The 24,886-nt window shown below is 67.3% G+C and carries 19 protein-coding genes; 4 read left to right on the top strand and 15 right to left on the bottom strand.

The features are described 5' to 3' along the window. Positions 1 to 113 precede the first annotated feature (113 nt). Positions 114 to 575: an OmpA family protein gene (locus CQ039_RS07345; protein WP_233190149.1), complete on the bottom strand. Its 462-nt coding sequence runs from the start codon at positions 573 to 575 to the stop codon at positions 114 to 116. Between the two features lie 123 nt (positions 576 to 698). Then, positions 699 to 1,046 carry a YMGG-like glycine zipper-containing protein gene (locus CQ039_RS07340; RefSeq protein WP_105562627.1) on the bottom strand — a complete coding sequence of 116 codons (348 nt, stop codon included), beginning with the start codon at positions 1,044 to 1,046 and terminating at the stop codon, positions 699 to 701. 154 nt (positions 1,047 to 1,200) lie between these two features. Between CQ039_RS07340 and CQ039_RS07335 the strand changes: the two genes are divergently transcribed. Beyond that, positions 1,201 to 2,133: a diacylglycerol kinase family protein gene (locus CQ039_RS07335; RefSeq protein WP_105562713.1), complete on the top strand. Its 933-nt coding sequence runs from the start codon at positions 1,201 to 1,203 to the stop codon at positions 2,131 to 2,133. Then, entirely contained in the window at positions 2,133 to 2,984 is an 852-nt protein-coding gene (locus CQ039_RS07330) for a metallophosphoesterase (protein ID WP_105562628.1), read from the top strand. Before CQ039_RS07335 ends, CQ039_RS07330 begins: the two co-directional genes overlap by 1 nt. A 16-nt stretch (positions 2,985 to 3,000) precedes the next feature. Here CQ039_RS07330 and CQ039_RS07325 read toward each other — a convergent pair whose 3' ends face one another. The 9 genes from CQ039_RS07325 to CQ039_RS07285 form a co-directional block, all read right to left on the bottom strand. Next, positions 3,001 to 4,572 carry an ATP-binding protein gene (locus CQ039_RS07325; protein WP_105562629.1) on the bottom strand — a complete coding sequence of 524 codons (1,572 nt, stop codon included), beginning with the start codon at positions 4,570 to 4,572 and terminating at the stop codon, positions 3,001 to 3,003. Positions 4,573 to 4,655: 83 nt separating this feature from the next. Continuing rightward, positions 4,656 to 6,017 (bottom strand): glutamate--cysteine ligase, encoded by a 1,362-nt coding sequence (locus CQ039_RS07320; RefSeq protein ID WP_105562630.1) that lies wholly within the window; start codon positions 6,015 to 6,017, stop codon positions 4,656 to 4,658. A 71-nt stretch (positions 6,018 to 6,088) separates the two neighbouring features. Then, the gene (locus CQ039_RS07315; protein WP_105562631.1) at positions 6,089 to 6,808 is read right to left on the bottom strand and encodes a 16S rRNA (uracil(1498)-N(3))-methyltransferase; all 720 of its coding nucleotides are present in this window, start codon (positions 6,806 to 6,808) and stop codon (positions 6,089 to 6,091) included. 49 nt (positions 6,809 to 6,857) lie between these two features. Then, a complete protein-coding gene (locus CQ039_RS07310) occupies positions 6,858 to 7,745 on the bottom strand; it encodes a bestrophin family protein (RefSeq protein ID WP_105562632.1) in 888 nt (295 codons plus the stop codon). Positions 7,746 to 7,776: 31 nt separating this feature from the next. Next, positions 7,777 to 8,940, bottom strand: a complete 1,164-nt coding sequence (locus tag CQ039_RS07305) for an acyl-CoA dehydrogenase family protein (protein ID WP_105562633.1) — start codon at positions 8,938 to 8,940, stop codon at positions 7,777 to 7,779. A 109-nt stretch (positions 8,941 to 9,049) separates the two neighbouring features. Next, positions 9,050 to 10,831: an acyl-CoA dehydrogenase C-terminal domain-containing protein gene (locus tag CQ039_RS07300; protein WP_105562634.1), complete on the bottom strand. Its 1,782-nt coding sequence runs from the start codon at positions 10,829 to 10,831 to the stop codon at positions 9,050 to 9,052. Positions 10,832 to 10,835: 4 nt separating this feature from the next. Next, the gene (locus tag CQ039_RS07295; RefSeq protein WP_105562635.1) at positions 10,836 to 11,321 is read right to left on the bottom strand and encodes a MerR family DNA-binding transcriptional regulator; all 486 of its coding nucleotides are present in this window, start codon (positions 11,319 to 11,321) and stop codon (positions 10,836 to 10,838) included. Between the two features lie 150 nt (positions 11,322 to 11,471). Next, a complete protein-coding gene (locus CQ039_RS07290; RefSeq protein ID WP_105562636.1) occupies positions 11,472 to 11,882 on the bottom strand; it encodes a DoxX family protein in 411 nt (136 codons plus the stop codon). A 272-nt stretch (positions 11,883 to 12,154) separates the two neighbouring features. After that, complete coding sequence (locus tag CQ039_RS07285) at positions 12,155 to 13,615, bottom strand: protein adenylyltransferase SelO (protein ID WP_105562637.1); 1,461 nt, start codon at positions 13,613 to 13,615, stop codon at positions 12,155 to 12,157. Between the two features lie 226 nt (positions 13,616 to 13,841). On the opposite strand from CQ039_RS07285, the gene nhaA reads away from it, so the two are divergent. Beyond that, complete coding sequence (nhaA, locus tag CQ039_RS07280) at positions 13,842 to 15,053, top strand: Na+/H+ antiporter NhaA (RefSeq protein ID WP_105562714.1); 1,212 nt, start codon at positions 13,842 to 13,844, stop codon at positions 15,051 to 15,053. 231 nt (positions 15,054 to 15,284) lie between these two features. Continuing rightward, the gene (locus tag CQ039_RS07275; protein ID WP_105562638.1) at positions 15,285 to 17,915 is read left to right on the top strand and encodes a TonB-dependent receptor; all 2,631 of its coding nucleotides are present in this window, start codon (positions 15,285 to 15,287) and stop codon (positions 17,913 to 17,915) included. A gap of 189 nt (positions 17,916 to 18,104) precedes the next feature. On the opposite strand, the gene CQ039_RS07270 is transcribed toward CQ039_RS07275, so the two are convergent. From CQ039_RS07270 to mnmC, 4 genes are all read right to left on the bottom strand, one after another. Beyond that, positions 18,105 to 21,203 carry an efflux RND transporter permease subunit gene (locus CQ039_RS07270; RefSeq protein WP_105562639.1) on the bottom strand — a complete coding sequence of 1,033 codons (3,099 nt, stop codon included), beginning with the start codon at positions 21,201 to 21,203 and terminating at the stop codon, positions 18,105 to 18,107. Between the two features lie 9 nt (positions 21,204 to 21,212). Further along, complete coding sequence (locus CQ039_RS07265; RefSeq protein ID WP_233190150.1) at positions 21,213 to 22,343, bottom strand: efflux RND transporter periplasmic adaptor subunit; 1,131 nt, start codon at positions 22,341 to 22,343, stop codon at positions 21,213 to 21,215. Between the two features lie 188 nt (positions 22,344 to 22,531). Continuing rightward, on the bottom strand, positions 22,532 to 22,936 hold the full coding sequence (locus CQ039_RS07260) for a DUF6491 family protein (RefSeq protein WP_105562640.1): 405 nt from the start codon (positions 22,934 to 22,936) through the stop codon (positions 22,532 to 22,534). A 69-nt stretch (positions 22,937 to 23,005) separates the two neighbouring features. Then, the gene (gene mnmC / locus CQ039_RS07255) at positions 23,006 to 24,799 is read right to left on the bottom strand and encodes an FAD-dependent 5-carboxymethylaminomethyl-2-thiouridine(34) oxidoreductase MnmC (RefSeq protein WP_105562641.1); all 1,794 of its coding nucleotides are present in this window, start codon (positions 24,797 to 24,799) and stop codon (positions 23,006 to 23,008) included. Between the last annotated feature and the right edge of the window lie 87 nt (positions 24,800 to 24,886).

Raw genomic sequence — 24,886 nt, 5'->3', positions numbered from 1 at the left:
CACCGTTCGAAGAGAGCAAGGCGTGACCTTAGACGCCGCGCGCCTCCTCAGCCACCATCCCGAGACGGTCTGACGCAGCCCCGTGGGAAGCTCAGCCCCTGCCCAGCGCCGGCTCAGTGTCTGGGCTTGGCCTCGATCAGGACCTCTGTGCGGCGGCGCAGAGGGTCGTTGACGCCGTTGACCACTGCGCCCTCTGCGCCGGCGGCGGCCACCTCGAAGGCCGGGGCGGGCAGGCCGGCGGCCGCCAGGGCTTCAGCCACCGACCGGGCGCGGCGCTCTGACAGGGACTGGTTGACGGCGGCGGTGCCGCTGCGGGCGTCGGCCAGACCCAAGACCTGGACCTTGGTCACGTCGCAACCCTGAAGCTGGGTGGCGGTCAGGCTGATGGCCTCACGCGCGGCGGTGGTCAGACGAGCCTGATCCTGGTCGAAATAGACCTCGAACCGCTTGGCGGCGCAGGCGGCGGGATTGCTGACCAGATCGCTGCGCTTCTTGTAGACGCCGGGCGTGGTGCAGCCGGCCAGCAGAGCCAGGGTCAGGCCCCCGACGATGACGGCAGGGAGGATCGGTTTCATCAGTCAGCCCCTTGGAAAACGCCCAGCCCCGGGCGGAAAACAGACGCAGCAAGCAAAAGGGCGGCCCGCCTGCGCGGACCGCCCTCGAAACCTGACCCGAAAAACTATCGGGCGCCAGTCGTCTTAGTAGCGACGCTGACCGTTCTCCCAGTAGCATTCGCTCTGGCGGTTGTCGTAGCAGTAGTAATAGCGGCCTTGGTTGTCGCGATAGCGCTGCTGATTGCCGCGGTCCTGGTTGGAGCCGCGGATGGCGCCCGCGGCACCGCCGGCGAGAGCGCCGATAGCTGCGCCGGTGGCGGCGTTGCCGCCTCCAACATTGTTGCCGATGATGGCGCCGGCGACCGCGCCGAGGCCGGCGCCGATGGCGCCCTGCCGCACGGTTTCGTTGTTGCCGCCGCCGTAATACGGGTCACTGGCGCAGGCGGTGACCAGAAGGCCGGCGCCGGCGATGGCGATAATCGCCTTGTTCATGGATCTGTCCTTCATCCCGAGGGGGCTCCCCTGAAGCCCAAAGAACGCCGAGAAAACGCGGCGGTTCCGAGGCGAAGGCGATAAGCTTTGCATTATTTTGTTCGATGGGGCGCGTTCAGCGGAACCGGGCAGGGAAATGGGGCGTTCGCCGCCCATGACCGACGCTTCCGCGCCAGCCGCCTCTCCCGACCTTCCCCTCCGCGCGCTCCACGCCTCCATCCGCAAGGTGGCGATCGTGGTCAATCCCCTGTCCGGCGGGGTCGGCCCCCAGGCCGCTGCTGAAGCCGGGGCCATCCTGTCCCTCTATGACTGTGAGGCGCAGGTGACGACGCTGGAGGGGGCGAAGATCGCCGACCAGATCGCGGCGGCTCTCGACGCCAAGCCGGACGTCCTGTTCGTCCTGGCCGGCGACGGCACGGCGCGCTCAGTGGCGGCGCGGGCGGGCCCCAGGGGGCCTCTGATCGCCCCCCTGCCGGGCGGCACCATGAACATGCTGCCCAAGGCGCTTTACGGCACGGCCGACTGGAAGGCGGCGCTGCGCCGGGCGCTGGACGAGGGGGAGCCAACGGTCGTGGCGGGCGGGGTGGTCGAGGGCGAAGCCTTCTATTGCGCCGCCATTCTGGGCTCGCCCGCCCTGTGGGCGCCGGCGCGCGAAGCCATGCGCACGGGCAAGCTGAAGCTGGCCTGGATGTATGGGCGAAGGGCGCTGAAGCGGGCCTTCAGCGGGCATATCCGCTTCAGTCTTGACGGCGGCAGCCGACGTCGCGCCGAGGCTCTGGTGCTGATCAGTCCGTTGATCTCCAAGGCCATGGTCAAGTGCGACGGGCTGGAGGCGGCGGCCATGACGACCTCTGACGCGGCCCAGGCCTTTCGGCTGGCGGCCCACGCCCTGTTCGACGACTGGCGCCATGATCCGACCGTGACCACGCAGGGAGCGCGTTCGATCACGGTATCGGCGCGCTCGAAGATCCCGGCGGTGATCGACGGCGAGCCCATGCTGCTGGGCCGCGACGCCAGCATCAGCTTCCTGCCGCGCGCCTTCATGGCCTTGGCGCCGCGTCCTCCGGCGGGCGAGGACAGTGTCTGATGGGGCGGGTGCTCCAGTTTTCGGACGTGCATTTCGGGTGTGAGCATCAGCACGCCGTCGCCGCTGCTCTCGATTATGCTCATGCTACGCCGCACGATCTGGTGTTGATCACCGGCGACATCACGCAGCGGGGCTTGCCGGCGGAATTCGCGGCGGCGGGGGCCTGGGTTCGCGCCATGCCTCAGCCGGTTTTCGTCACCGTGGGCAATCACGACGTGCCTTACTGGGATGTGATGGCGCGGCTGTTCTGGCCGTGGCGGGCATTTGAGCGGGCGACAGGACATCCAGCCCATGATCACGAGTTCAAACGCGACAACCTGATGGTGCGCGGCGTGACCACGGCGCGGGGCTGGCAGGCCAGGCCCAACTGGTCCAAGGGCGTCATCGATCTGGAGCAGACGCGCCGAGCGGCCGAGGCTCTGCGCCACGCGCCGATCGGAGCCTTGCGGATTCTGGCCTGTCACCATCCGCTGATCGAGATGATCGGCGCGCCCATGACCGGCGACGTCAAGCGCGGCGACAAGGCGGCTCTGATCTTCGCCGAGGCGGGCGTCGACCTGATCACGACGGGCCATGTCCATGTGCCCTTCGCCCTGGGCATCGATCTTTCGGACCGGTGTTCCTACGCTATCGGCTGCGGGACCCTGTCGCATCGCGAACGCGGCGCGCCGCCCAGCTTCAACCGGATCGAATGGGACGCGCGCGAGATCGTGGTGACGGCGGTGGTCTGGACCGGTCGGCAGTTCGAGGACCATCAGGTCTGGCGTCTGCCGCGTCGTCAGGACACGCGGCGGGCCGAGACGGCGCCCGATCCGACGACGCCCGGTGAAATGGAAGCCGCTGACGTCTAGTCCGCGGCTGTCGAGGTCAGGCCGGTGTCAGCATGGCCAAGGCGGTCAACAGGTCGCGGGCGGTGATCGGCTTGGCCAGGTGAAGATCGGCGCCGGCGGCGCGGGCGCTGTCGCGATGCTCGGGCATGGCGTTGGCGCTCAGCATCAGGATCGGCGTCGGCGCAGCGGCGGGTCGGGCCGCCTCGACGGCGCGCAGGGCGCGGGTGGCCGTCAGGCCGTCCATGCCGGGCATCTGCATGTCCATCAGCACGACGTCGAACGGCTGGGCTTCAAAGGCGGCCACCGCCTGGGCGCCGTCATCGACGATCACCAACTCGGTCACATGATCGGCCAGGATCAACTGGATCAGGCGCTGGTTGGTCGGGTGGTCTTCCGCCAGCAAGACCCGCAGCAGGCGCGTCGGGTTGGGCGGCGCGGCCAGGTCGCGTCTCGTCAGGTCATTGGTGCGGGGCAGGGGCAGTTCCACGCGGAAACGGCTGCCGACGCCGGGCGTGGAGGCTCCCTCGATCCGTCCCCCCATCATCTCGGTCAGCGACCGGCAGATCGACAGGCCCAGGCCGGTGCCGCCGAAACGGCGGGTGATGCTGCTGTCGGCCTGGCTGAACCGCTGGAACAACTGGGCGGCGTGCTCGGCGTCGAAGCCGACACCCGTGTCCTCGACCTCAAATGACAGCAGGGTCGGGGCGCCATCGCCTTCGCTGATGGCGAAGCGGACGGTGACCGCGCCTTCAGCCGTGAACTTCACGGCGTTGGACAGAAGATTGTTCAGGATCTGACCCACGCGCACGCTGTCGCCGATAAAGGCGCCGCGCACATGGGCGGGGCGTTCGACATGGAAGGCCAGCCCCTTGTCCTCAGCCCTGATCCTCAGGGTTTCCAGCGTCGCGGCCAGGGCCTCGTCCAGATCGAAGGGCCGCAACTCCAGATCCAGCTTGCCGGCCTCGATACGGGACACGTCCAGCATGTCCGAGACCAGCCGTTCCAGCGTGACGCCCGAGGCGGCGATCAGATCGACCATTTCAGTCTGGTCAGGCGACAGCGGCGTGCGCGACAGGGCATCGACGATGCCGATGACCCCGTTCAGCGGCGTGCGGATCTCGTGGCTCATATTGGCCAGGAAGTCGGACTTGGCGCGATTGGCGGCCTCGGCGGCGGCCTTGGCCTCGATCAGGGCCTGTTCGGCGGCGATCTTGGCGGTGACGTCGCGGGCCACGGCATAGATGCGCTCACCGAACTTCTGCGCCCGCCATTCCAGGGTGACGTAGTGGCCGTCTCGGTGGCGGTAGCGGTTGGTGTGCCCCAGAACCGGGGCGTCGGGACGCCGCGTCTCGACCTCGACCACGCTGTCGCGCGTGCCTGGCAAGTCGTCGGGATGCACCAGGGTCAGAATGGCCAGGCCGACCAGGTCGTCGGGATCATAGCCCAGGATCGCGGCCCAGGAGGCGCTGACTCGAACGATGAAGCCGTCCAGATCGCGGATCACCAGCAGGTCCAGCGACACGTCGAAGAAGGTCGCCAGATCGCCGCTTGAATCCGGGTCCGTCGCCCCGGTCTGTCGCGAAGCGGCAGTTTGGCGGGGGCAGGTCATGTTGGACTATCCTTGGGCACTTCCGCGACACTGGAGCGTCAGCCGTTAAGCTCGGCTTTCAGTAATTGCGGTTTCTGTCGGCCCTAGTAGGCGAAGTCGCGATAGATGCGGCTGACGTCGCCCTGCCAGTCGCCGTGATACAGCTCCAGCAAGCGGTCGGCGGGGGTCACGCCGCTGTCGGCGATGTCCTCCAGTTCCGACAGATAGCCGCGCTCATCGACCATGCCGCCGCTGAAACGGGCGCGGTTCTTCAGGCCGTGCTTGGCGATCTCGACCAGGTCGACGGCGATGTCGCGGACGCTGCGGCCCGCCACCTCGGCCTTGAGGCCCAGACGGGTCACGTCGCGGCGCAGGCGCTCGTGGTCGGCGATGTCCCAGTCCTTGCACAGGTCCCAGGCCGCAGCCAGCGACGGTGCGTCATAGAGGATGCCGGCCCACAGGGCGGGCAGGGCGCAGATGCGGCTCCACGGACCGCCGTCGGCGCCGCGCATCTCCAGATACTGTTTCAGCCGCACTTCGGGGAAGAGGGTGGTCAGGTGGTCGGCCCAGTCCTTGGCCGTGGCGCGCTCGCCGGGCAGGGCGTCCAGACCCTCGGTCATGAACTTGCGGAACGACTGGCCCGACAGGTCCACGTATGTCTCGCCGCGCTTGGCGAAATACATGGGGGTGTCCAGCGCATAGTCGGCGTAGCGCTCGTAGCCGAAGCCGTCGGCGAAGACGAAGTCCAGCATGCCCGTGCGATCGGGGTCGGTGTCGGTCCAGACATTGGCGCGCGCCGACAGGAAGCCGTTGGGCTTGCCCTCGGTAAAGGGCGAACAGGCGAACAGGGCCGTGGCGATGGGTTGAAGCGCCAGCGAGGTGCGGAACTTCATGATCATGTCGGCTTCTGAATCGAAGTCGAGGTTGGCCTGGATGGTGCAGGTCCGCAGCATCATGTCGAGGCCCAGCGAGCCCTTCTTGGGCATGTAGGCGCGCATGATGCCATAGCGGCCCTTGGGCATGACGGGGATGTCCTCGCGCCGCCACAGGGGGTCGAAACCGGCGCCGAGGAAGCCGAGGTTCAACTGGTCCGCGACCTGCTTGACCTCCATCAGGTGCTGGCCGGTTTCCGAACAGATGTCGTGGATGGTCTGCAACGGCGCGCCCGACAGCTCGAACTGGCCGCCCGGCTCCAGGCTGATCGAGGCGGTGAAGCCCTCGGCGTTCTTGCGCTCCAGGGCGATGACGTGGCCGGCCTCCTCGACCGGGGACCAGCCAAAGCGTTGCAAGCCGGTCAGCATGGCCAGGATGCCGTTGTCGCCCTCATAGGCGGGGCGACGCAGGGTGGACTTGTCGAAGCCGAACTTCTCGTGTTCGGCGCCGATGCGCCACTGGTCGGCGGGCTTCTCGCCCTTCGACATGGCGTGGATCAGTTGCTCTTTCGAAAGCGGCGCCGTGTCGGTCATCTGTAACCCCTGCTGTCGCGGCTAGATGGGCGAGGATACGGCCCCGCTCAAGAGGGAAGGCGATAAACTTCTTATCGGTCCCAGTCGCCGATGGCCGCCTGCCACAGGGTCAGGGCGGCGATGGCGGCGGTGTCGGCGCGCAGGATGCGCGGACCCAGAGAGACGGCGGTGGTGAAGGGCAGGGCGCGCAGCCGCTCGCCTTCCTCGGGCGAGAAACCGCCTTCAGGGCCGATCAGGATGGCCCACTTGCCTTCGCCCGCAGCGGTCAGGGCGCCGATGGCGGGTGCGCCGCCGGTCTCGTCGCAGAACATCAGGCGGCGTGAGGCGTCCCAGCCGTCCAGCAGGGTGTCCAGCTTGATTGGGTCATCGACCAGGGGCACGTCCAGACGGCCGGTCTGCTCGGCGGCCTCCTCGGCGATGGCGTCCAGCCGGTCGAGACGCAGCCGGTCGGCGTTGGTGCGATGGGTCAGGACCAGCCGCACGCGGCTGGCCCCCAGCTCGGTCGCCTTCTCGACGATGGTTTCGATCCGCGCCTTCTTCACCACGGCGACGATCAGTTCCAGATCGGGGCCGTGGGTCTGCGCCCGCACCTGTTCCTCGGCGCGCAGGATGACGCCCTTCTTCAGGACTTCTGCGACCGAAACGCGCCACTCGCCGTGACGGCCATTGAAAGCCAGCAGGTCGTCGCCGGCCTTCAGCCGCATCACCTGGGTCAGGTAGCGCGACTGGTCGAGGGTCGGAGCGACGGCGAGGCCGGGGGCGAGATCGCCCTGAACGTGCAAACGGATCATGTCAGGGATTTAGCGGGCGCGCGGGCGCGCGTCACGCGCTGAGCCGGGATCAGGTCAGGCGGTCGCGCTGGGCGGGCCAGGCGGGGGGCAGGTCGGTCTGGCCCTGGGCGTGGCGCAGCTCGCGCTCCAGCATCCGGCTCATGGCGTCCAGCGGCAGGTCGTTGGGATCGTCGCCGAAGGGGTCTTCCAGTTCGTCGCCCAAGGCGTCCAGACCGAAGAAGGTGTAGGCGACCAGCAGCGACACCGCCATCGTCCACCACCCCAGAGACGGGGCCAGGGCGAAGGGCAGCATCAGGCAAAAGGCGTGGGCCGTCCGGTGCAGCAGCAGGGCGTAGGCGAAGGGCAGGGGCGTGGTCTTGATCCGTTCGCAACCGGCCAGGACGTGGCTCATCTCGGTCAGCCGCAACTCCAGCACCGAATAGCGGATCGGGTCGATCACGCCGTCGCGCAGCAACTCGGCGCACTGGCGGCCCACTTCGGTCAGGGCGGCGTCGGTAGGGTGAGGCGCAGGCTCGCTGGCGGTCCAGCGGGCGATCTCTCCCGCCTCGTCTCGGTCGCGCAGTCGGGCGGCCAGGCCGAAGACGAAGCCGCCGACCCCGTCCAGCAGGGGCGTGCGGCGGTCCTCGGGCAGCAGGGCCGTCTGACGCGCGAACGAACGGACGGCGATGATCAGCTCGCCCCACAGCTTTCGCGCCTCCCACCAGCGGTCGTAGCAGGCGTTATTGCGGAAGCTCATGAAGATGGACAGCGCCAGCCCGATCAGGGCGAAGGGCGCCGCCGCCAGATGCACCGGCAGGTCGGGCCGTTCCCGGTGCAGCATGACCGCCGCCACGGTGATGGCGACCGTCAGGGCCAGTCGCCCGACCACGCGCGGCAGGATGGATCCGTTAATCGCAAACAGGATTTCGAGCGGGCCGGGGCGGGAGCGGACGATCATGCGCCACCCCTTACCCCTGCGCCCGGTCGTTTTACAGGGTGCGCGCGATCAGCAGCTTCATGATCTCGTTGGTGCCGCCGTAGATGCGCTGGACGCGGGCGTCCTTGTAGAGCTGGGCGATCGGGTACTCGTTCATGTAGCCGTAGCCGCCGAAGAGCTGCAGCATCTCGTCGATGGTCTCGCCCTGGATGTCGGTGACCCAGTACTTGGCCATCGAGGCGGTGGCGGCGTCCAGCTGGCCCTTCAGGTGCAGGCCGATGCAGTGGTCGACGAAGACCTTGGCGACGGTCAGTTTCGTTTTGACCTCGGCCAGCTTGAACTGGGTGTTCTGGAAGTCGATGACGCGTTTGCCAAACGCCTTGCGCTGCTTGACGTAGTCCAGCGTCGCTTCAAGCCCGCGCTCGGCGGCGGCCACGCCCTGAACGGCGATGTTCAGGCGTTCCTGCGGCAGTTGCTGCATCAACTGGACGAAGCCCTGGCCCTCGCCGCCGCCGATGACGTTGTCCAGCGGGACCTTGACGTCGTTGAAGAAGAGCTCGGAGGTGTCGTTGGCCTCCATGCCGATCTTGTGCAGGTTGCGGCCGCGCTCAAAGCCTTCGGCCCCGTCGGTTTCGAGCACGATCAGGCTGGTGCCCTTGGCGCCTTCCGCCGGGTCGGTCTTGGCGACGACGATGATGAAGTTGGCCAGCTGGCCATTGGTGATGAAGGTCTTGGAGCCGTTCAGGACATAGTGGTCGTCGGATTTGACGGCGGTGGTCTTGACGCCCTGCAGGTCGGAACCCGTGCCCGGCTCGGTCATGGCGATGGCGCCGACCAGTTCGCCGGACGCCAGACGCGGCAGCCAGCGCGCCTTCTGCTCGGCCGTGCCGTAGTGCCAGATGTAGGGCATGACGATGGCGTTGTGCAGTGAGATGCCGAAGTGGTCCGCGCCCTTCCAGCCCAGCTGGCGCATCAGGACCACCTCATGGCGATAGTCGCCGCCGAAGCCGCCGTCTTCTTCCGGCAGGCTGAGGCCCAGCAGACCCGCGTCGCCCGCGTCATTCCACAGCTGGCGCGGCACCGACGAGGCGGCGATCCACTGCTGGAACTTCTCAGGCGGGGCGTGCTCGTCGATCCACTTGCCGACGCTGTCGGAGAAGAGGGTGATCTCCTCGTCCTGCATGAAGTCAGGTTCGGGCGTGTTGAGCACGTTCATGGTCGCGTTTCCTGCTGGCGCGGTTCGGACTCTGGCGGTCGTCTGGGCGCGGTCGGTAGAGAAAGGGCCTCTCCACGTTAGCAGAGAGGCCCTGTTGGTCATCGGCGGATCAGAAGGCCTCGGCGGGCATCTGCATCAGCACCTCTGCGCCGGTCTTCAGCTTGGTCAGGTGGGCGGCGGCGTCGGGCAGGATGCGCTCGACGAAGTATTGCCCGGTCTGCAGCTTGGTGACGTAGTAGGGATCGGCGTCGCCGGCGGCGATCCTGGCCTGGGCCGACTTGGCCATCTGCGCCCACATGTAGGCCAGCGCCGTCAGGCCGAAGATGTGCAGATAGTCGGTCGAGGCTGCGGCGGCGTTATCCGGATTGGCCATGCCGTTCTGCATCAGCCACATGGTGCCGTCCTGCAGCTTCTTCTTGGTGTCGGCCAGGCCGTCGACGAAGGGTTTGATGGCCTCGTCGGCGCTGTTCTCAGCGACGAAGGCGTCGATGTCGGCGAACCAGCTCATGATGGCGCGGCCGCCGTTCGACGGCAGCTTGCGGCCCACCAGGTCGAGCGCCTGAATGCCGTTGGTGCCTTCGTAGATCATGGTGATGCGCGCATCGCGCAGATACTGCGAGGCGGGGAAGTGTTCGGTGTAGCCCGAGCCGCCATGGACCTGCATGGCCAGCGAGGCGACGTGGAAGCCCTTGTCGGTCAGATAGGCTTTCAGCACGGGCGTGATCAGGCCCATGTAGTCCTTGGCCTTGGTCGCCGTGGCCTCGTCCGAGGACTTCTGCAGGTCAGCCTGCAGGGCGGTCCACAGGATGAAGGCGCGGCCGCCTTCGACGAAGGCCTTGGATTCCAGCAGCATCCGGCGCACGTCGGGGTGGACCATGATCGGGTCGGCCGGGCCGTCCGGGTTCTTGGCGCCGGTCAGGGCGCGGCCCTGCAGACGGTCGTTGGCGAACTCGACGGCGGCCTGATAGGCGGCGTCGCCGATGGCCAGGCCTTGCAGGCCGGTGCCGAGGCGGGCCTCGTTCATGACCACGAACATGTTGTTCATGCCCCGGCCTTCTTCGCCGATCAGCCAGCCCTTGGCGTTCTCATAGGCCATGACGCAGGTGGCGTTGCCGTGGATGCCCATCTTGTGCTCGAGGCCGGCGCACTGGACGCCGTTGCGCTCGCCGATGGAGCCGTCTTCGTTCACGAGGAACTTCGGCGCCACGAACAGGGACAGGCCCTTGATGCCCGGAACCGCGCCTTCGACGCGGGCCAGCACCGTATGGATGATGTTGTCGGCGAAGTCGTGCTCGCCCGCCGAGATCCAGATCTTCTGGCCGGTGATCGAATAGGAGCCGTCGCCATTGGGCACCGCCTTGGTGCGGACCATGCCCAGGTCGGTGCCGCACTGGGGCTCGGTCAAGTTCATGGTGCCGGTCCATTCGCCGGTCGCCATCTTGGGCAGATAGGTCTGCTTCAGTTCGTCCGAGGCCGAGGCTTCGATGCCGTGATAGGCGCCCGCCGTCAGGCCCGGATACATGGAAAAGGCCGCCGAGGCCGCCGCCGTGAATTGGCCTACCGCCATGGACACGATCGAGGGCAGGCCCTGGCCGCCGTATTCCGTGCCGAAGGCCAGGCTGGTCCAGCCGGCCTCGACCATCTGATGATAGGCTTCCTTCCAGCCCTTCGGCCCGGTGACCACGTCGCCGGTGATGTGGCAGCCTTCCTGATCGCCCTGACGGTTGATCGGGGCGATGACTTCCTCGGCGAACTTGCCGCCTTCCTCGATGATCTGGTCGATCAGGTCGCGCGACAGGTCGGCGTCGGCGAAGTGGTTGGCGTAGCGTTCGACCTCCAGCACGTCGTGCAGGACGAAGGACAGGTCGCGGACAGGCGCCTTGTAGGCCATGGGATTACGCTCTCGCTTTGAAGGGCTGGAAGTGGTTGTCGGGGTTGAGCCGTTCGCTCAGCAGGTTGGCGTATTCGTCCGCCCCCGGCAGTAGGTCGGGGCGGTGTTCGCCCAGCTTGGACTCCATCCAGGCGCAGGCTTCCTCAGCCGTCTGAATGGCGCCCTCGATGTCTTCGAGTTGCTGTTTCAGCGCCTCGACCTGGGCGCGGTGGCGGCGCAGGGCCACGGCCATCTGATGGACGTTGTGATCCTTGCGGTCATACAGATCCAGCATCTCCTGGATCTCCTGCAGGGTGAAGCCGATGCGGCGTCCCCTCAGGATTAGCTTCAGCCGGGCGCGGTCGCGCGCGTCATAGACCCGCGTCTGGCCCTTGCGGGCAGGGGTCAGCAGACCCTTGTCCTCATAGAAGCGCAGGGCGCGCGCGGTGGCGCCGAACTCACGGCACAGGTGCCGGATGGAATAGGTGCGGTGATCGTCAGCGGTCGCCATGCGTCATCCATAACTTGACGCGGACGTAAAGGGAAGCTTCTCGCTGATCGCCTCGACAAGTTGTGATCGGCGAGGGGCGCAAACGCAAATCGGCCGCGGAGAGCTTGCGCTCGCCGCGGCCGATCCGGGGAGGAGACGGGTGTCAGGCGATCAGTGGCGGCGGAACCACAGCACCGGCGCCGTGATGGCGATCAGGAAGAGATTGGTCAGGGCCAGGCCCACATTCAACTCCATCGCGTGCAGGATCAGCATGATGGTCTGCAGCGCCAGCAGGCCGACGCTGGCCGTCAGCAGAAGGGGGCGGCCGAAGCGCCACGACACCAGGGGGCTGAGCACCATTAGGGCCAGGACCATCTCGACCACGCCCAGACCGCGCACGAAGTTGACGCTGGCCATGGCGGGCCAGTGCATCAGCACGGTCAGGTTTTCCATCGACTCCGTCAGCTTGGCGTAGCCGGCCGCGATGAAGAACATCGCGATCCAGCCCTGGAAGGTCCAGAGCGTCAGGTTCAGGTAGTCGGATTTTGCGCGGGAGCGGGGCGTCAAGGTCGTCGAGGTCATGGCCGAAACCGTTGGGGTTTAATTGGTAACAGTTGCTAGATCAGATTGCCGGAGGCGATCGTCAAGGAAGTGTAACAATCTGTGAACCGGGGGTAGGCGCGACCTGCGGCGGCGGCGTGGCTGAAACCACAATTCCCCGTAACCCGACGCAGGACGTGAGCGTGGTCTAGGCCTGCTGGGGCAGCCTGTCAACGACCGATGACATCGGTTGATGACTTAATCGAAATGTCCGCCCGAACTCGCTCGTCTCCGCCTCCGCGGGATGAGCGGAATTATAGGGCCCAGGCGCTCCGCGCCGCCTCCAGCCGAGCCAGCTTGGCGTGCAGAGGCGCCCAGTCGTCGCCCTGTGCGATGGCGGACCAGATCGCCTCGACCTCGTCGATCAGCAGCTCATCGGGCTCAAGCTTGGCGAACATCGGATGCTCCAGCCGCTCGGGGCGGTCGGGCTCGTGCTCCAGCAAGGCGAAGCGGAAGGCGTCGAAGGCCTCGCCCTGATAGGTCGAGCCGCGCACCCCGCCGAGCGCCCGCGCACTCGAACTGAAGCCCCCGAACCAGTCGAAGAAGAGCGGCTCCCAACGCAGGGCCTCGCCCTTGTCGCGCAGTAGGGCCAGCGTCGCGTCCAGCAGCCGCTGATCGGCGGCCTCGCTCAGGCTCTTGACCCCCAGGCGGTTGAGGAAGGCCGCGCGCAGATGGCGGATATAGGCGGGGCCGAAACCGTTCAGCGCCTCGGTCAGGGCGGCGACCTGCGGCTCGGCGATCAGCTTCAGGCAGCCGGCCAACTGGGTCAGGTTCCAGAACACAGCCTCGGGCTGACGCGCGAAGGCATAGAGGCCCTCGCTGTCGAAATAGGCGGCGGTGAAGCCCGGATCATAGTGGGGGAGGAAGCGCCACGGGCCGTAGTCGAAGCTCTCGCCCGTGACGTTCAGATTGTCGGTGTTCAAAACGCCGTGGACGAAGCCGGCGGCGATCCACTGGGCCGTCAGCCGCGCCGAGGCCTCCACCACGGCGGCCAGGAAGCCGGGCGCGTCGCCGGGGGCGACTGTCGGATGATAGAGGCTGCGGGCGTGTTCCAGCAGGACTTCGATCTGATCCTTGCGCCCGTGGTAGGCGGCGCGCTGGAAGGTCCCGAAGCGGATATGGCTGTGCGACAGCCGCACCATGACGGCCGAGCGGGTGGGCGAAGGCTCGTCATTGCGTTCCAGCGCCTCGCCCGTCTCGACCAGCGACAGGATGCGGCAGGTCGGAACCCCCAGGCTTTCCAGCATGGCGGCGGCCAGGACCTCGCGCATCCCGCCCTTCAGCGTCAGCCGCCCATCGCCGCGCCGCGACCACGGCGTCTGGCCCGAGCCTTTGGTGCCCAGGTCCAAGAGTCGACCTTGAGGGGCGCTATCGCTCGCGACGCGGTCGCTCGCTGCTTGAGCGCCGACTGTTTCTCTGAGTTGGGCGGCCAGAAAGCCGCGCCCGTCGCCGAGGTCGGGGTTGTAGGTGCGGAACTGATGGCCGTGATAGCGCATGGCGATCGGTCCGGGTTGGCCGGGCAGGGGCTCGAAACGGCCGAAGTGGGCGCGCCATTCGTCGTCGCTCAGGGTCTCCAGCCCGACGCTGGCGGCCGCGCGGTCGTTGCGCACGCGCAGGATCGTCTGGGGAAAGTCGGCGGGCAGCACCGGATCGCCGAACTCGGGGCCGAGGTCGATGAAGCGCGGATCGGGGTGATAGGCGGGGGAGACGGGCATGAAGCGGCAGATGCGCGTTCGATGTCCGTTTCGCAACCGCAACATCAGCGGTCGACTTGGTCTTGAACCTGCGGGCGGGTCGGTTATTTTCAAAGGCAGAGATCAGGTCCCGCTTCGCTTGTCGAGCGTCGGGGCCAGGCCGGCGCCGTCGTTCGACGCGCGAATCCGGTCAGGCGTCCGTCGATAACCTGACGCCACGACAGTCCTTTTGATTTCGGAGACCGCCGTGGCCAAGAAGCTCACGCTCGACTTTCTCAAGACCGAAGCCGGGTCAGGCGCCGCCCTGGGCCTGGCCGCCCTCGCCGCCCTGATCGTCGCCAACTCGCCCTGGGCCGGCGACTATTTCGCCTGGCTGAAGAGCGTCCACGTGCTTCAGGTCGGTCCGCTGCGGCTGGAGGAGACGATCTCCAACTGGATCAAGGAAGGCCTGATGGCGGTCTTCTTCCTCGTCGTCGGGCTGGAGATCAAATACGAGATCCTTAAGGGTGAACTGAGCAATCCCAAGAAGCTGGCCCTGCCGATCATCGCGGCTCTGGGCGGAATGGCGGTTCCGGGTCTGGTCTATCTGGCGGTCGCCGGAATGCTGGGCGGCCCGTCGCAGGGCTGGCCCATTCCCCTGGCCACCGACATCGCCTTCGCCCTGGCCGTCTTCGCGGTGGTGGGCAAGAAGCTGCCGTCGTCGCTGCGGGTCTTCCTGCTGACCCTGGCCATCGTCGACGACCTGGGGGCTATCGCACTGATCGCCGTCCTGTTCAGCCAGGGGGTGCAGTGGCTGCCGCTGCTGGGCGTGGCGGGTTTGATGGTCGCCTTCGCCCTACTGTGCCGTCGACGTCTGGCCGGTCCCTTCTGGGTGCTGGGCTTCGGCGCGGTCTGGTATCTGACGGTTCTGTCCGGTCTGTCGACCTCGCTGACGGCGGTGGCCTTCGCCATGATCGTCCCGGTTGAGCCGCGCCGAGAAACCTCGCAGAGCCCGTTGAAAGAGGCGATGCACGACCTGCATCCCTATGTCGCCTTCCTGGTCCTGCCGCTGTTCGCCTTCGCCAAGGCCGGGGTTTCCTTCGCCGGCCTGTCGCTGGAGCAGGCCTTTGCGCCCCTGGTCATCGCCATCGCGCTCGGTCTCTTCATCGGCAAGCAGGTCGGCGTCTTCGGCGCGGCCTGGCTGGCCGCCAAGCTGAAGATCGGCGACAAGCCCTCCGGCGCCAGCTGGCTGCAGATCTACGGCGTCAGCCTTCTGTGCGGCATCGGCTTCACCATGAGCCTGTTCATCGGCGTCCTGGCCTTCCCTGGCGCGGTGGACTCGCCCGAACAGATCGAGGTCAAGCTGGGCGTGATCGGCGGATCGGTGCTGTCGGCCCTGGCTGCGGCGGTGATTCTGAACCTTGCAGGGCGACGTCAGAAGCAAAGAGAAGATGAGTCTTCTGGCAAGATCTTGCAGTGAACGTTGATAATATTGACCTTGCGTAATCGGTTTTTGTCGCTTTCTCGCCACACGTAGAGCGACGTTGGCTGAAATCGCCGTTCGCAGCTTGGCGGCTTCTTGTCGCTGTCCCAACCCTGGCTTACCCCTGTCATTGGAGAATTCACGCCGTTCAATGAGCGTGGATCGACAGGGACAGGAATCGCCACGGTCGCCGCGGGCGGCCGGGCCATAGAGCCGGGGAGCCGCCATATGCGTTTCAACCACATTCTTCGCTGCACGGCGTCGGCCGCCGTCGTCGGCGCCGTCGCCTTCGGCTTCGCGGGAGCCGCCGCCGCCCAGGACGGGCCGACCACGATCGACGACATCATCGTCACCGCCCAGAAGCGCGAACAGAACCTGCAGGACGTGCCGATCGTGGTCACGACCCTTTCGCAGGAGGCCCTGGACGGGGCCGGGGTCCGCGACATCAAGGATCTGCAGATCCTGACGCCGGGCATGACCGTGACCTCGACCCAGTCGGAAGCCTCGACCACGGCGCGCATCCGCGGCGTTGGCACGGTCGGCGACAACCCTGGCCTGGAAAGCTCGGTCGGCGTGGTCATCGACGGCGTCTATCGCTCGCGCAACGGCGTCGGCTTCGGCGACCTGGGCGAACTGAGCCGCATCGAGGTGCTGAAGGGGCCGCAGGGCACCCTGTTCGGCAAGAACACCTCGGCCGGGGTCATCAACATCATCACCGAGGCCCCGTCCTTCACGCCGGGCTTCAACGCCGAGGCGACCTATGGCAACTTCAACGCCTGGGGGATCGCAGGTTCGGTCACCGGTCCGATCACCGACAAGATCGCCGGCCGTCTGTACATGGCCAAGCGCGAACGCGACGGCTTCTATGACGTCGTCACCGGCGCCGGCCCGCGTCAGGAGACGGACGACCAGAACCAGAACTTCTGGACCGCGCGCGGCCAGTTGCTGATCCTGCCGTCGGACGAGGTGTCGATCCGCCTGATCGCCGACTATTCCAAGCGCGACGAATACTGCTGCGTCTCCACCCAGATCCGTACGGGTCCGACCTATGGCGCCGTCACCGCTGTCGGCGGCCAGCAGACCCCGCCCGCCTCGGGGTTCGGCCCGCTGCCCTTCTCGCGCACGGCCTACGCCAACCGCGGCACGGGCCAGACCATGGAAGACATGGGCTTCTCGGCCGAAGCCAACATCGACATTCCCTCGTGGAACGCCACCCTGACCTCGGTCAGCTCCTGGCGGAACTGGGAGGGCATCAACGCCATGGACCTCGACTATACGACGGCGGACCTGCTGTATCGTGTGGACGACGGCGGTTACGGCTTCGAGCTGGACAACCTGACCCAGGAGTTCCGCCTGGCCGGCTCGACCGACAAGCTGGACTGGCTGGTCGGCGTCTTCGCCACGCGTGAGAACATCAGCCGCGACGACAGCTACTGGTATGGCGCCGGCTATACGCCCTTCCTGTCGCTGTTGATCTCGTCGCAGCTCAACGCCGGGACCGGCGGCCTGATTCCGCAAAGCGGAAAGATCATCGGCTGCCTGACGCGACCCGGCACGACGCCGCAATTCCTGGCCGGCTGCCTGTTGAACGGAGGCACGTCGACGTCAGGGCCGTTGGCGCCGACCGGTCCGGGCTTCGGCACTGGACATGGGGTGCAGGACCACTACAGCCAGCGCTCCGACTCCCTGGCCCTGTTCACCAACAACACCTGGCACGTCACTGAGCAGTTCGATATCACCCTCGGCCTGCGCTACACTCAGGACAAGAAGCGTCTGGCGGGCGTTCAGGACAACCTGGGCTCGAACGGCGCAGCCTGCGGCGGCGCCCTGGGCAATGTCACCAATCTGACCAACGCCTTTATCGGGGCCGGCCTGCCTGCGGGAGCGGCCGCCGCCAGCGCCCAGCGCGTCGCTGGCAACATCTGTCTGCCCTGGGCCAACCCCTTCTTCGACAACCGTCGGATCTCGGAAGAAACCGATGATGGCGAGCTGAGCGGCACCATCAAGGCGGCCTATCGCTTCAACGACTCGGTCATGGCCTACGGTTCTTACGCCCGCGGCTACAAGTCGTTCGGCTACAACCTGGACCGCGTGCAGACCGGCGTCACTCCGACGGCTTCGCTGCTGTTCCCGTCGGAAACCGTCGACAGCTTCGAAGTGGGTCTGAAAAACACCCTGTTCAACCGCACGGTCCTGTTGAACCTCACCTACTTCAATCAGAAGTTCGAAGACTTCCAGCTCAACACCTTCCTGGGCACGGCCTTCGTGGTCGAATCCATCCCCGAGCTGAAGTCGCAGGGCGTGGACGCCGACTTCGTCTGGTTCACCCCGATCGAGGGCCTGTCGTTCAACGGCGGCGTCACCTACACGGACACCAAGTACGGCGACTTCGTCGCCGGCGACCTGACCAACCCGGGCAACTTCCCGCAGTTGTCGCTGCTACCGGGCGCGCGGGCCTCGTTCGCGCCGGAATGGTCGGCCACGGGTTCGGTCTCCTTCGACCGTTCGATCGGCGGCGGCCTCAAGGCGGGCTTCAACCTGTCGGCCAAGTATTCGACCGAATACAACACCGGCTCGGACCTGCTGCCCTACAAGATGCAGGACGCCTTCACCCTGCTGAACGGCCGGATCACCCTGGGTTCGGAAGACGAGCGCTGGGCTCTGGACATCTGGGCGCAGAACCTGACGGACGAGGAATACAAGCAGGTGGCGATCAACGCTCCGCTGCAGGGTTCCGCCTTCCAGTCGACGGTTCAGCCGAACGGCACCTACTTCAACCCGGCTCTGGACACCCAGACCTACAACGCCTTCATGGGCCAGCCTCGCACCTATGGCGCCACGCTGCGGGTCAAGTACTGAGACTGAACGACCTTCGCCCCCGCGGCGAAGCGAAGAGGCCGCCCGGAGCAATCCGGGCGGCCTTTTTCTTTGACTCTTCCTACGAGCAGCGTCCCCCGACGCGCCCCTCCGCCGGTCTCGATCGCGGCCAAGAAAAAGCCCCCCGGAGAGCGATCTCCGGGGGGCTTGGTCATGTTCGTGCGGCGCGCCCTAGTCGTGAAGGGGCTCGCCTGGGCGGCTGCCGTCGGCCAGTCTGCGCTGACCGGCGAACATCCGGCCCAGCAGCCGGCGACCCCAGCCGGCGATGTCGTCGACGATGGTGAAGATGGCCGGGATGTAGAGCAGGGACAGGAAGGTCGACGAGATCAGACCGCCCAGGACGGCGATGGCCATGGGCGAGCGGAACTCGACGTCGGCGCCGATGCCCAGGGCGATGGGCACCATGCCGGCCCCCATGGCGAAGGTCGTCATCAGGATGGGCCGCGCCCGCTTGTGGGCGGCGTCCATGATGGCCTCGCGGCGGGTCATGCCCTCCTTCTCGGCGATGATGATGTAGTCGACCAGCAGGATGGAGTTCTTGGCCGCGATCCCCATCAGCATCAGCACCCCGATCAGGGCCGACATGGAGAAGCTCTTGCCGCCGATCACCAGGCCGATGAAGGCGCCGCCGATGGCCAACGGCAGGGCCGCCATGATGGTGACCGGATAGGCGAAGCTTTTGAACAGCAAGGTCAGCACGGCGTACATCAACAGGATGCCCGAGATGAAGGCGATGCCGAAGCCGACCAGCATTTCCTGAATGAACTCGGCGTCGCCGGCGGGCACCTGACGGATACCGGTGGGCAGGTTCTTGACCGACGGCAGGCGGTTGACGGCCTGGCCCGCGGCGCCGGTGGTGATGCCGTCCAGTTCCGCGCGGATCGAGGCGATGCGCGAGCGGTCCTGACGGCTGACGGTGGCTGGCCCGGCGCCGAAGGTGATGTCGGCCACGGCGCTGAGCGGCACCGAGGCGCCGGACGTGGTCGGCACGCGCAGGTTCTCCAGCACGTTCAGATCCTCGCGGGCCTCTTCGGTCAGTTGCAGCCGGATCGGGATCTGGCGGTCGCCCAGATTGTATTTGGGCAGGTTCTGATCGACGTCGCCGATGGTGGCGACGCGGACGGCCTGGGAGATGGTCCCGGCCGAGACGCCGGCCAGGGCGGCCTCATCCGGTCGCGGGGTGACCAGGATTTCCGGGCGGGCGATGGCGGCCGTATTGACGATGTTGGCCAGGCCCGGCACGCCGCGCATCTCTTCCTCGACCTTGCGGGCTGCCGCTTCCAGGGCGACGGGATCGTCGCCGAGGATGGAGAAGGTGTAGCTGGTTCCGTCGCCGGGGCCGCCGCCCTGTTGGGCGATGCCGGCGCGGATGCGGGCGCCGGGGATCTGTTTCAGTTCATCGACCATGACGCGGGCGAAGGCCTGCTGGCTGAGGGCGCGCTGACCCTTGGGCACCATGTCGGCATAGACATTGGCCTGGCCTACGTCCTGACCGCCAACGGCGGCGTAGACGGAGGTGACTTCGGGGCGGGCGTTGAGCTTCTGCGTCACCTGCTGCACCACGGCGTCGGTCTGGCGCAGGGTCGAGCCGGGCGGCAGTTCGATCTGGAAGGCGGCGCGCCCTTCATCGCCGGGGGACATGAACTCGAACGACATCTTGGCCACGACGGACAGACTGACCGACCCGACCAGGAAGACGGCGCCGAGCACGAAGACTTTCCAGCGGTTGCCCAGGCACCAGTGCAGGGCCCTCAGATAACCCGCCATCCAGAAGGGGTCCTTGTCCTCGTGCTTGGTGTGCTTGAGCAGATAGGCCGCCATCAGGGGCGTCAGGGTCCGCGCCACCACCAGCGAGAAGAAGACGCTGATGCAGGCGGCCAGGGCGAAGGCCTTGAAGAACTGACCGATGATGCCGGGCATGAAGCCGACGGGGGCGAAGACGGCGATGATGGTGCCGGTCGTGGCGACCACCGCCAGACCGATCTCGTCGGCGGCCTCAAAGGCGGCGTCATAGGGCGGTTTGCCGTCGCGCATGTGCCGGACGATGTTTTCGATCTCGACGATGGCGTCATCGACCAGGATGCCGATGGTCAGGGACAGGGCCAGCAGGGTGACCACGTTGAGCGACTGATCCATCGGCCCTAGCAGGGCGAAGGTCGGAATCAGCGACATGGGCATGGCCGTGGCGGCGATCAGCGTCGCGCGCCAGTCGCGCAGGAAGATGAAGACGACGATGACGGCCAGGACGGCGCCGAGCAACAGGGCTTCCAGCGAAGCGAGGTAGCTTTCCTCGATGTATTGCACGCTGGAGGTGACCTGTTCGATGGTCAGCTCTGGGTGGGCCTCATCGATCTTGGCGACCTCGGCGCGGACCTTTTCGGCAACCTTGACCTCACTGGCCTCGCGCGAGCGCAGGAAGTTGAAGGTGACGGCCTCCTGGCCGTTGTAACGCGCCAGGCGGCGGGGTTCGCCCCACTTGTCCACCACGGCCCCGAGGTCGCCCAGACGCACGCTCTTGCCGTCGCCGACCGGGACCAGGGTCTCGCGCAACTGATCCACGGACCCGGCGGCGCCCAGGGTACGGACGGCGCGCTCGGACCCTGCCACGGTGACGCGGCCGCCGGGCAGGTTGTTGTTGACGTTGGTCAGGGCCTGGCTGACCTGGGCGGCGGTGACGCCGTAGGCGGCGAGGCGTTGCGGGTCCAACTCGACGCGGATCTCGCGGTCGACCCCGCCAGAGCGGTTGACCTCGCCCACCCCGCCGAGCGCCAGCAGGGCTCGGCTCATCTCGTTGTCGATGAACCAACTGATCTGTTCCGGCGTCATGGTCGGCGAGCGGACCACATAGGTGATCAGGGCGTCGCCGGTGATGTCGATGCGCTGGACCGTCGGCTCCTGCATGTCCTGGGGCAGGGAGCCGCGCACGCCGCTCATGGCGTTGCGCACGTCGTTGGTGGCGCGCTCGGTGTCGGTGCCCAGTTCGAACTCGATGGTGGTCGAGGACACGCCGTCGGTGACGTTGGAATAGATGTGGCGCACGCCCGACAGGCCGGCGATCGAGTCCTCGATCACCCGCGCCACCTGGACCTCCATCTCGGCCGGCGCCGCGCCCGGACGGGCGGCGGTGACGGCGACGAGGGGGAAGTCGATGTCGGGGTTGTTGTTGATCCGCATCCCCAGGAAGCCCGTCACGCCGCTGAGCGTCAACAGGACGAACAGCAGGATGATCGGAATGGGATTCTTGATGGCCCAGGACGAGATGTTGTTCATGGCTGGGCCTTACTTCGCGGCCGGAGTCGCAGCCGCAGCCGCTGCGGCGGCCGGGGCGGCGGCGATCGTCACCTTGTCGCCCTCGTTCAGGAAGCCGGCGCCTTGGACCACGACGCGGACGCCGGCCTCGACGCCGCTGACCGAGGTCTGGTCGTCGCGGCGCGACAGGACCGTCACCGGGCGGAAATGCGCCGCGTTCTGGGTGTCCAGTACGAAGACGCCCGACTTGTTGTTGCGATAGAGGACGGCGGCGGTGGGCACCACGGTCGTCGGCTGGGCGCCGGCGGTGATCGAGGCGCGGGCGAACATGCCCGGCTTCAGCCCGCTGCCTGGCGACAGGGTGATGCGGGCCAGGCCCAGGCGGGTCTGGGCGTCGACCTCGGGGGTGACGATGCGGATCGTGCCGCTGGTGGCGACGCCCTCGTTGGAGGTGATGGTGGCGGTCTGGCCGGCGCGCAGGGCGGGCAGGTCGGTTTCAGGCACCTGAGCGTCCAGTTCCAGACGGCCCTCGCGAACCATGCGGAACAGTTCTGTGCCGGCGGCGACGATCTGGCCCTTGGTGACGCTGCGGCTGATGATCAGGCCAGAGACAGGGGCCTTGATCTCGCTTTGCGCCAGACGGGTGCGGGTCTCGGACAACGACGCCTGGGCCGAGGCCAGGTTGGCGGCGGAGGCGCGTTGGTTGGCCAGGGCGGTGTCGAGCGAGGCCTGGCTGAGGAAGCCGCGCGTCTTTAGCTCCTGGGCGCGGGCCAGGGCGGCGTCGTCGCGGGCGGCGTTGGCCTCGGCGGTCTGGACGCCCGCCTGTTGTTGCCGCAACTGGGCCTGCAGCAGGGCGTCGTTCAGTTTGACCAGGGTTTGGCCCTGGCGGACGTAGGAGCCTTCATCGGCATAGACGCCGATGGCGGTCAGGCCGCCGGTCTCGGCACCGACCGGGACTTCCTCCCAGGCCGAGACCGTTCCAGAGGCCACGATGACGCGCGGCAGGGCCTGTTCGATCGAGGTGGCGACGCTGACGGTCTGACGCGAGGCGCCTGGCTTTTCGCCGGCCTTGGACTTGTCGTCGTGTCCGCCGCAGGCGGCCAGGGTCAGGGCGGCGGCGGCGGCCAGAAGCAGGGCCGGGGTACGAAGGGTTTTCGCCACGTGCGAGGATCCTTGAAAGGGTCAGGGCAGGGGCGCGAACCTTCTGTCCGGCGCCGGACACGAGTTTGATAGCCTCGCTTCATAGCGTTCCGCGAAGCGTTCTCAAACATCGCACGCCAGGATTACCGCGAAGTAATCCCTCGCCGCTGCGGGGCGGGCCGGCGGCGGCGAAGGGCGATCAAGGGGGGCTAGGGGCGGTTGCGCTCGGGCAGGGCCTCGACCTCGGCCGCCGTCAGCTTCTTGACCACCTGGACCCGGCATTGGTTGGCGGACGAAGGGCCGTTCCCCACGATGATCCGCGACAGGTCGCCGGTGCACAGGCGATTGGAACCGCTGTTGGGCAAGAAGGCGATGCTGAAGGCGAAGTCGATGTCAGAGCAGTAGCCAAACGACTGAAGCTCGAACACGTCCGAGCGGTGGGTTCGGACGTAGAGTGTTTGGCTGTCGCCGCGGAAGTTGTCGACCTGGTCGGCGTAGAAGCACTGCCGGCCGGGAGACGAGGCTTGGCTCGGGTCGGCGCCTGCAACAGGAGCGCAGGCGGAAAGGACGGTCGCGCTGGTTGCGGCGACTGCGAACAGGAAAGGGCGCGCCATTAAGAACCTCCGTTGGAAACGGGATGAATTTGCGCCGTTCAGGCGGGGGCGTCGAGATCTTGTTTGCAGCTAGAAGCGTGTGGCCTTGAGCCTTTGTCCAAACCTCTCCGGCAGAGGCGACGGTTGCTTCAGTATGAGTGCGGCCAGATGCTCGCCCAACAGAGGCGCGACGCAGAAACCGCGTGAACCGAGGCCGGTCAGGGCGTAGAGGCCGGCCTGGCCGAGCGATCCCGCAACGGGCAGGCGGTCGGGCGTGGTGGCGCGCACGGCCTTGCGGCTCTGCGATGCTCCGGTCGCCGCGACCTGGCTGGCCAGGCGAGGCAGGGCGGCGGTCAGGGCGGCGAGATTGCGAGCGGAAGCCTCGGCGTCGGTCGAGAGGTCCGTCTGGCCCCGGTCATGGGTGGCCCCGAACAGCAGGCCCTTTCCAGTCGGCACGGCGTAGCCGCCCCAGGCGACGGGGGCGATGCCGGGGCCGTCCACCCAGTCGGCCTGACCGGCGACGGGCGTCAGCGGCAGGTCGGGAGCGAGGGGTGCGGCGCCCCATCCAGCAGTCAGGATCACGGCTTCAACTTCAAGGATCACGTCGCCCTGGGCGTCGAGCAAACGCCAGCCTGTGTCCTGAGCCTGGATGTCGGCGACGCGGGCGGTTAGGCGTTCGGCGCCCGTCAGCCAGGGCTCCAGCACCGCTGAGGGGCGAAGCGCCAGGGCGCCCGACATCATCAGGCCGCCGGTCGAGACGGCTTCGTCCATACGTTCGGAGACGGCTTCGGGAGCCTGGCGCGTCATGGTCTCGGCCGGCCACAGGTCCTGAACCGCGATCTTGTCGAACCGGGTCGCGTCGCGCGGGGTTTGCTCCAGTTGCAGCACGCCTTCGGCGATCACGGCCTCGGGCAGAGCGCGGTAGAGGTCTCGGGCGCGCTCCAGGGCCTGGGCGTGAAAGCCGGCGATCAGGGCGTCGCCGGCGTCGAGACGCGGCGTGACCAGGGCGGCGGGAAAGCCCGATCCGCCCGCGCCGGGACGCTCGGCCTCGATGACGGTGACGCGGGCCCCGCCGGCGATCAGGGCGCGGGTCGCCGAGGCCCCGGCGACCCCGGCCCCGATGACGGCGACATGGGGGGGCGACTTCGCCGCGAGCGACGCTGAGGGCAGGCGGGCCTCCAGCCGTTCGCGCTTTCTGCCGTGGCCGGGCTTCTTCTCGACGACGAAGCCGTGTTCGGCCAGGCCGCGGCGCACGGCGCCCGCGACGGTGAAGGTGGCGACCCGCGCGCCGGGGGCGGAGCGCGCGGCGATCAGGCTCATGATCTCGGGCGACCACATGCCGGGGTTGAGGGCGGGGGAGAAACCATCGAGGAACCAGGCGTCAGCTGCGCCAGACCATTGGTTCAACGCCCACTCGGCGTCGCCGACGGCCAGGTCGATGACGGCGCCCCATTGCGGCAGATCCAGGCGGTGGAAGCCGGGGGGTCCGGCGGGCCAGACGTTCAGCAGGGCGGTCGCGGTTTCGGCCAAGTCGGGCCAGGCCGATAGGGCGCGGGCGGCCTCGTCACGCGTCAGGGGGAAGCCTTCGATGGAGAAGACGTGCAGGCGGCCGTTCTCGGGTCGAGCGCGGCGCCACAGGTCCAGCAGGGCCACGATGTTCAGCCCGGTGCCAAAGCCCAACTCGGCGACGGTGAAGTCGGCGCGGTCGCTCCAGGCGCCCGGCAGACCGCAGCCGTCGAGGAAGACGGCGCGGGTCTCGGCCAGGCCATCGTCCTTGGAGAAATAGACATCGCCGAATCGACCCGAGCGGGGCGAGCCGTCCTCGGCCCAGAAGAGTTGCGGCGAGGCGTCGTTTTCCAGGTCGTCGGGCAGGTCATTGGACATGGTCGGGCTTTAGCGACCCTGGCCGGTGCTGGATAGCGGGCACGAAAAAAGGGGCCGTCCGAAGACGACCCCTTTCCGCATCGCGAC

Origin of the sequence: Brevundimonas sp. MYb52 (assembly GCF_002979535.1) — a bacterium.
In the GTDB taxonomy this organism is placed as follows: domain Bacteria; phylum Pseudomonadota; class Alphaproteobacteria; order Caulobacterales; family Caulobacteraceae; genus Brevundimonas.
Note: the sequence above shows the minus strand (reverse complement) of the source record. Positions and strands in the feature narration are given on the sequence as shown.

What these genes read in the sequence shown, in the direction of transcription:
- CQ039_RS07345 (WP_233190149.1), bottom strand. Translation starts at nt 575, where the DNA reads ATGAAACCGATCCTCCCTGCCGTCATCGTCGGGGGCCTGACCCTGGCT.
- CQ039_RS07340 (WP_105562627.1), bottom strand. Translation starts at nt 1,046, where the DNA reads ATGAACAAGGCGATTATCGCCATCGCCGGCGCCGGCCTTCTGGTCACC.
- CQ039_RS07335 (WP_105562713.1), top strand. Translation starts at nt 1,201, where the DNA reads ATGACCGACGCTTCCGCGCCAGCCGCCTCTCCCGACCTTCCCCTCCGC.
- CQ039_RS07330 (WP_105562628.1), top strand. Translation starts at nt 2,133, where the DNA reads ATGGGGCGGGTGCTCCAGTTTTCGGACGTGCATTTCGGGTGTGAGCAT.
- CQ039_RS07325 (WP_105562629.1), bottom strand. Translation starts at nt 4,572, where the DNA reads ATGACCTGCCCCCGCCAAACTGCCGCTTCGCGACAGACCGGGGCGACG.
- CQ039_RS07320 (WP_105562630.1), bottom strand. Translation starts at nt 6,017, where the DNA reads ATGACCGACACGGCGCCGCTTTCGAAAGAGCAACTGATCCACGCCATG.
- CQ039_RS07315 (WP_105562631.1), bottom strand. Translation starts at nt 6,808, where the DNA reads ATGATCCGTTTGCACGTTCAGGGCGATCTCGCCCCCGGCCTCGCCGTC.
- CQ039_RS07310 (WP_105562632.1), bottom strand. Translation starts at nt 7,745, where the DNA reads ATGATCGTCCGCTCCCGCCCCGGCCCGCTCGAAATCCTGTTTGCGATT.
- CQ039_RS07305 (WP_105562633.1), bottom strand. Translation starts at nt 8,940, where the DNA reads ATGAACGTGCTCAACACGCCCGAACCTGACTTCATGCAGGACGAGGAG.
- CQ039_RS07300 (WP_105562634.1), bottom strand. Translation starts at nt 10,831, where the DNA reads ATGGCCTACAAGGCGCCTGTCCGCGACCTGTCCTTCGTCCTGCACGAC.
- CQ039_RS07295 (WP_105562635.1), bottom strand. Translation starts at nt 11,321, where the DNA reads ATGGCGACCGCTGACGATCACCGCACCTATTCCATCCGGCACCTGTGC.
- CQ039_RS07290 (WP_105562636.1), bottom strand. Translation starts at nt 11,882, where the DNA reads ATGACCTCGACGACCTTGACGCCCCGCTCCCGCGCAAAATCCGACTAC.
- CQ039_RS07285 (WP_105562637.1), bottom strand. Translation starts at nt 13,615, where the DNA reads ATGCCCGTCTCCCCCGCCTATCACCCCGATCCGCGCTTCATCGACCTC.
- CQ039_RS07275 (WP_105562638.1), top strand. Translation starts at nt 15,285, where the DNA reads ATGCGTTTCAACCACATTCTTCGCTGCACGGCGTCGGCCGCCGTCGTC.
- CQ039_RS07270 (WP_105562639.1), bottom strand. Translation starts at nt 21,203, where the DNA reads ATGAACAACATCTCGTCCTGGGCCATCAAGAATCCCATTCCGATCATC.
- CQ039_RS07260 (WP_105562640.1), bottom strand. Translation starts at nt 22,936, where the DNA reads ATGGCGCGCCCTTTCCTGTTCGCAGTCGCCGCAACCAGCGCGACCGTC.
- mnmC (WP_105562641.1), bottom strand. Translation starts at nt 24,799, where the DNA reads ATGTCCAATGACCTGCCCGACGACCTGGAAAACGACGCCTCGCCGCAA.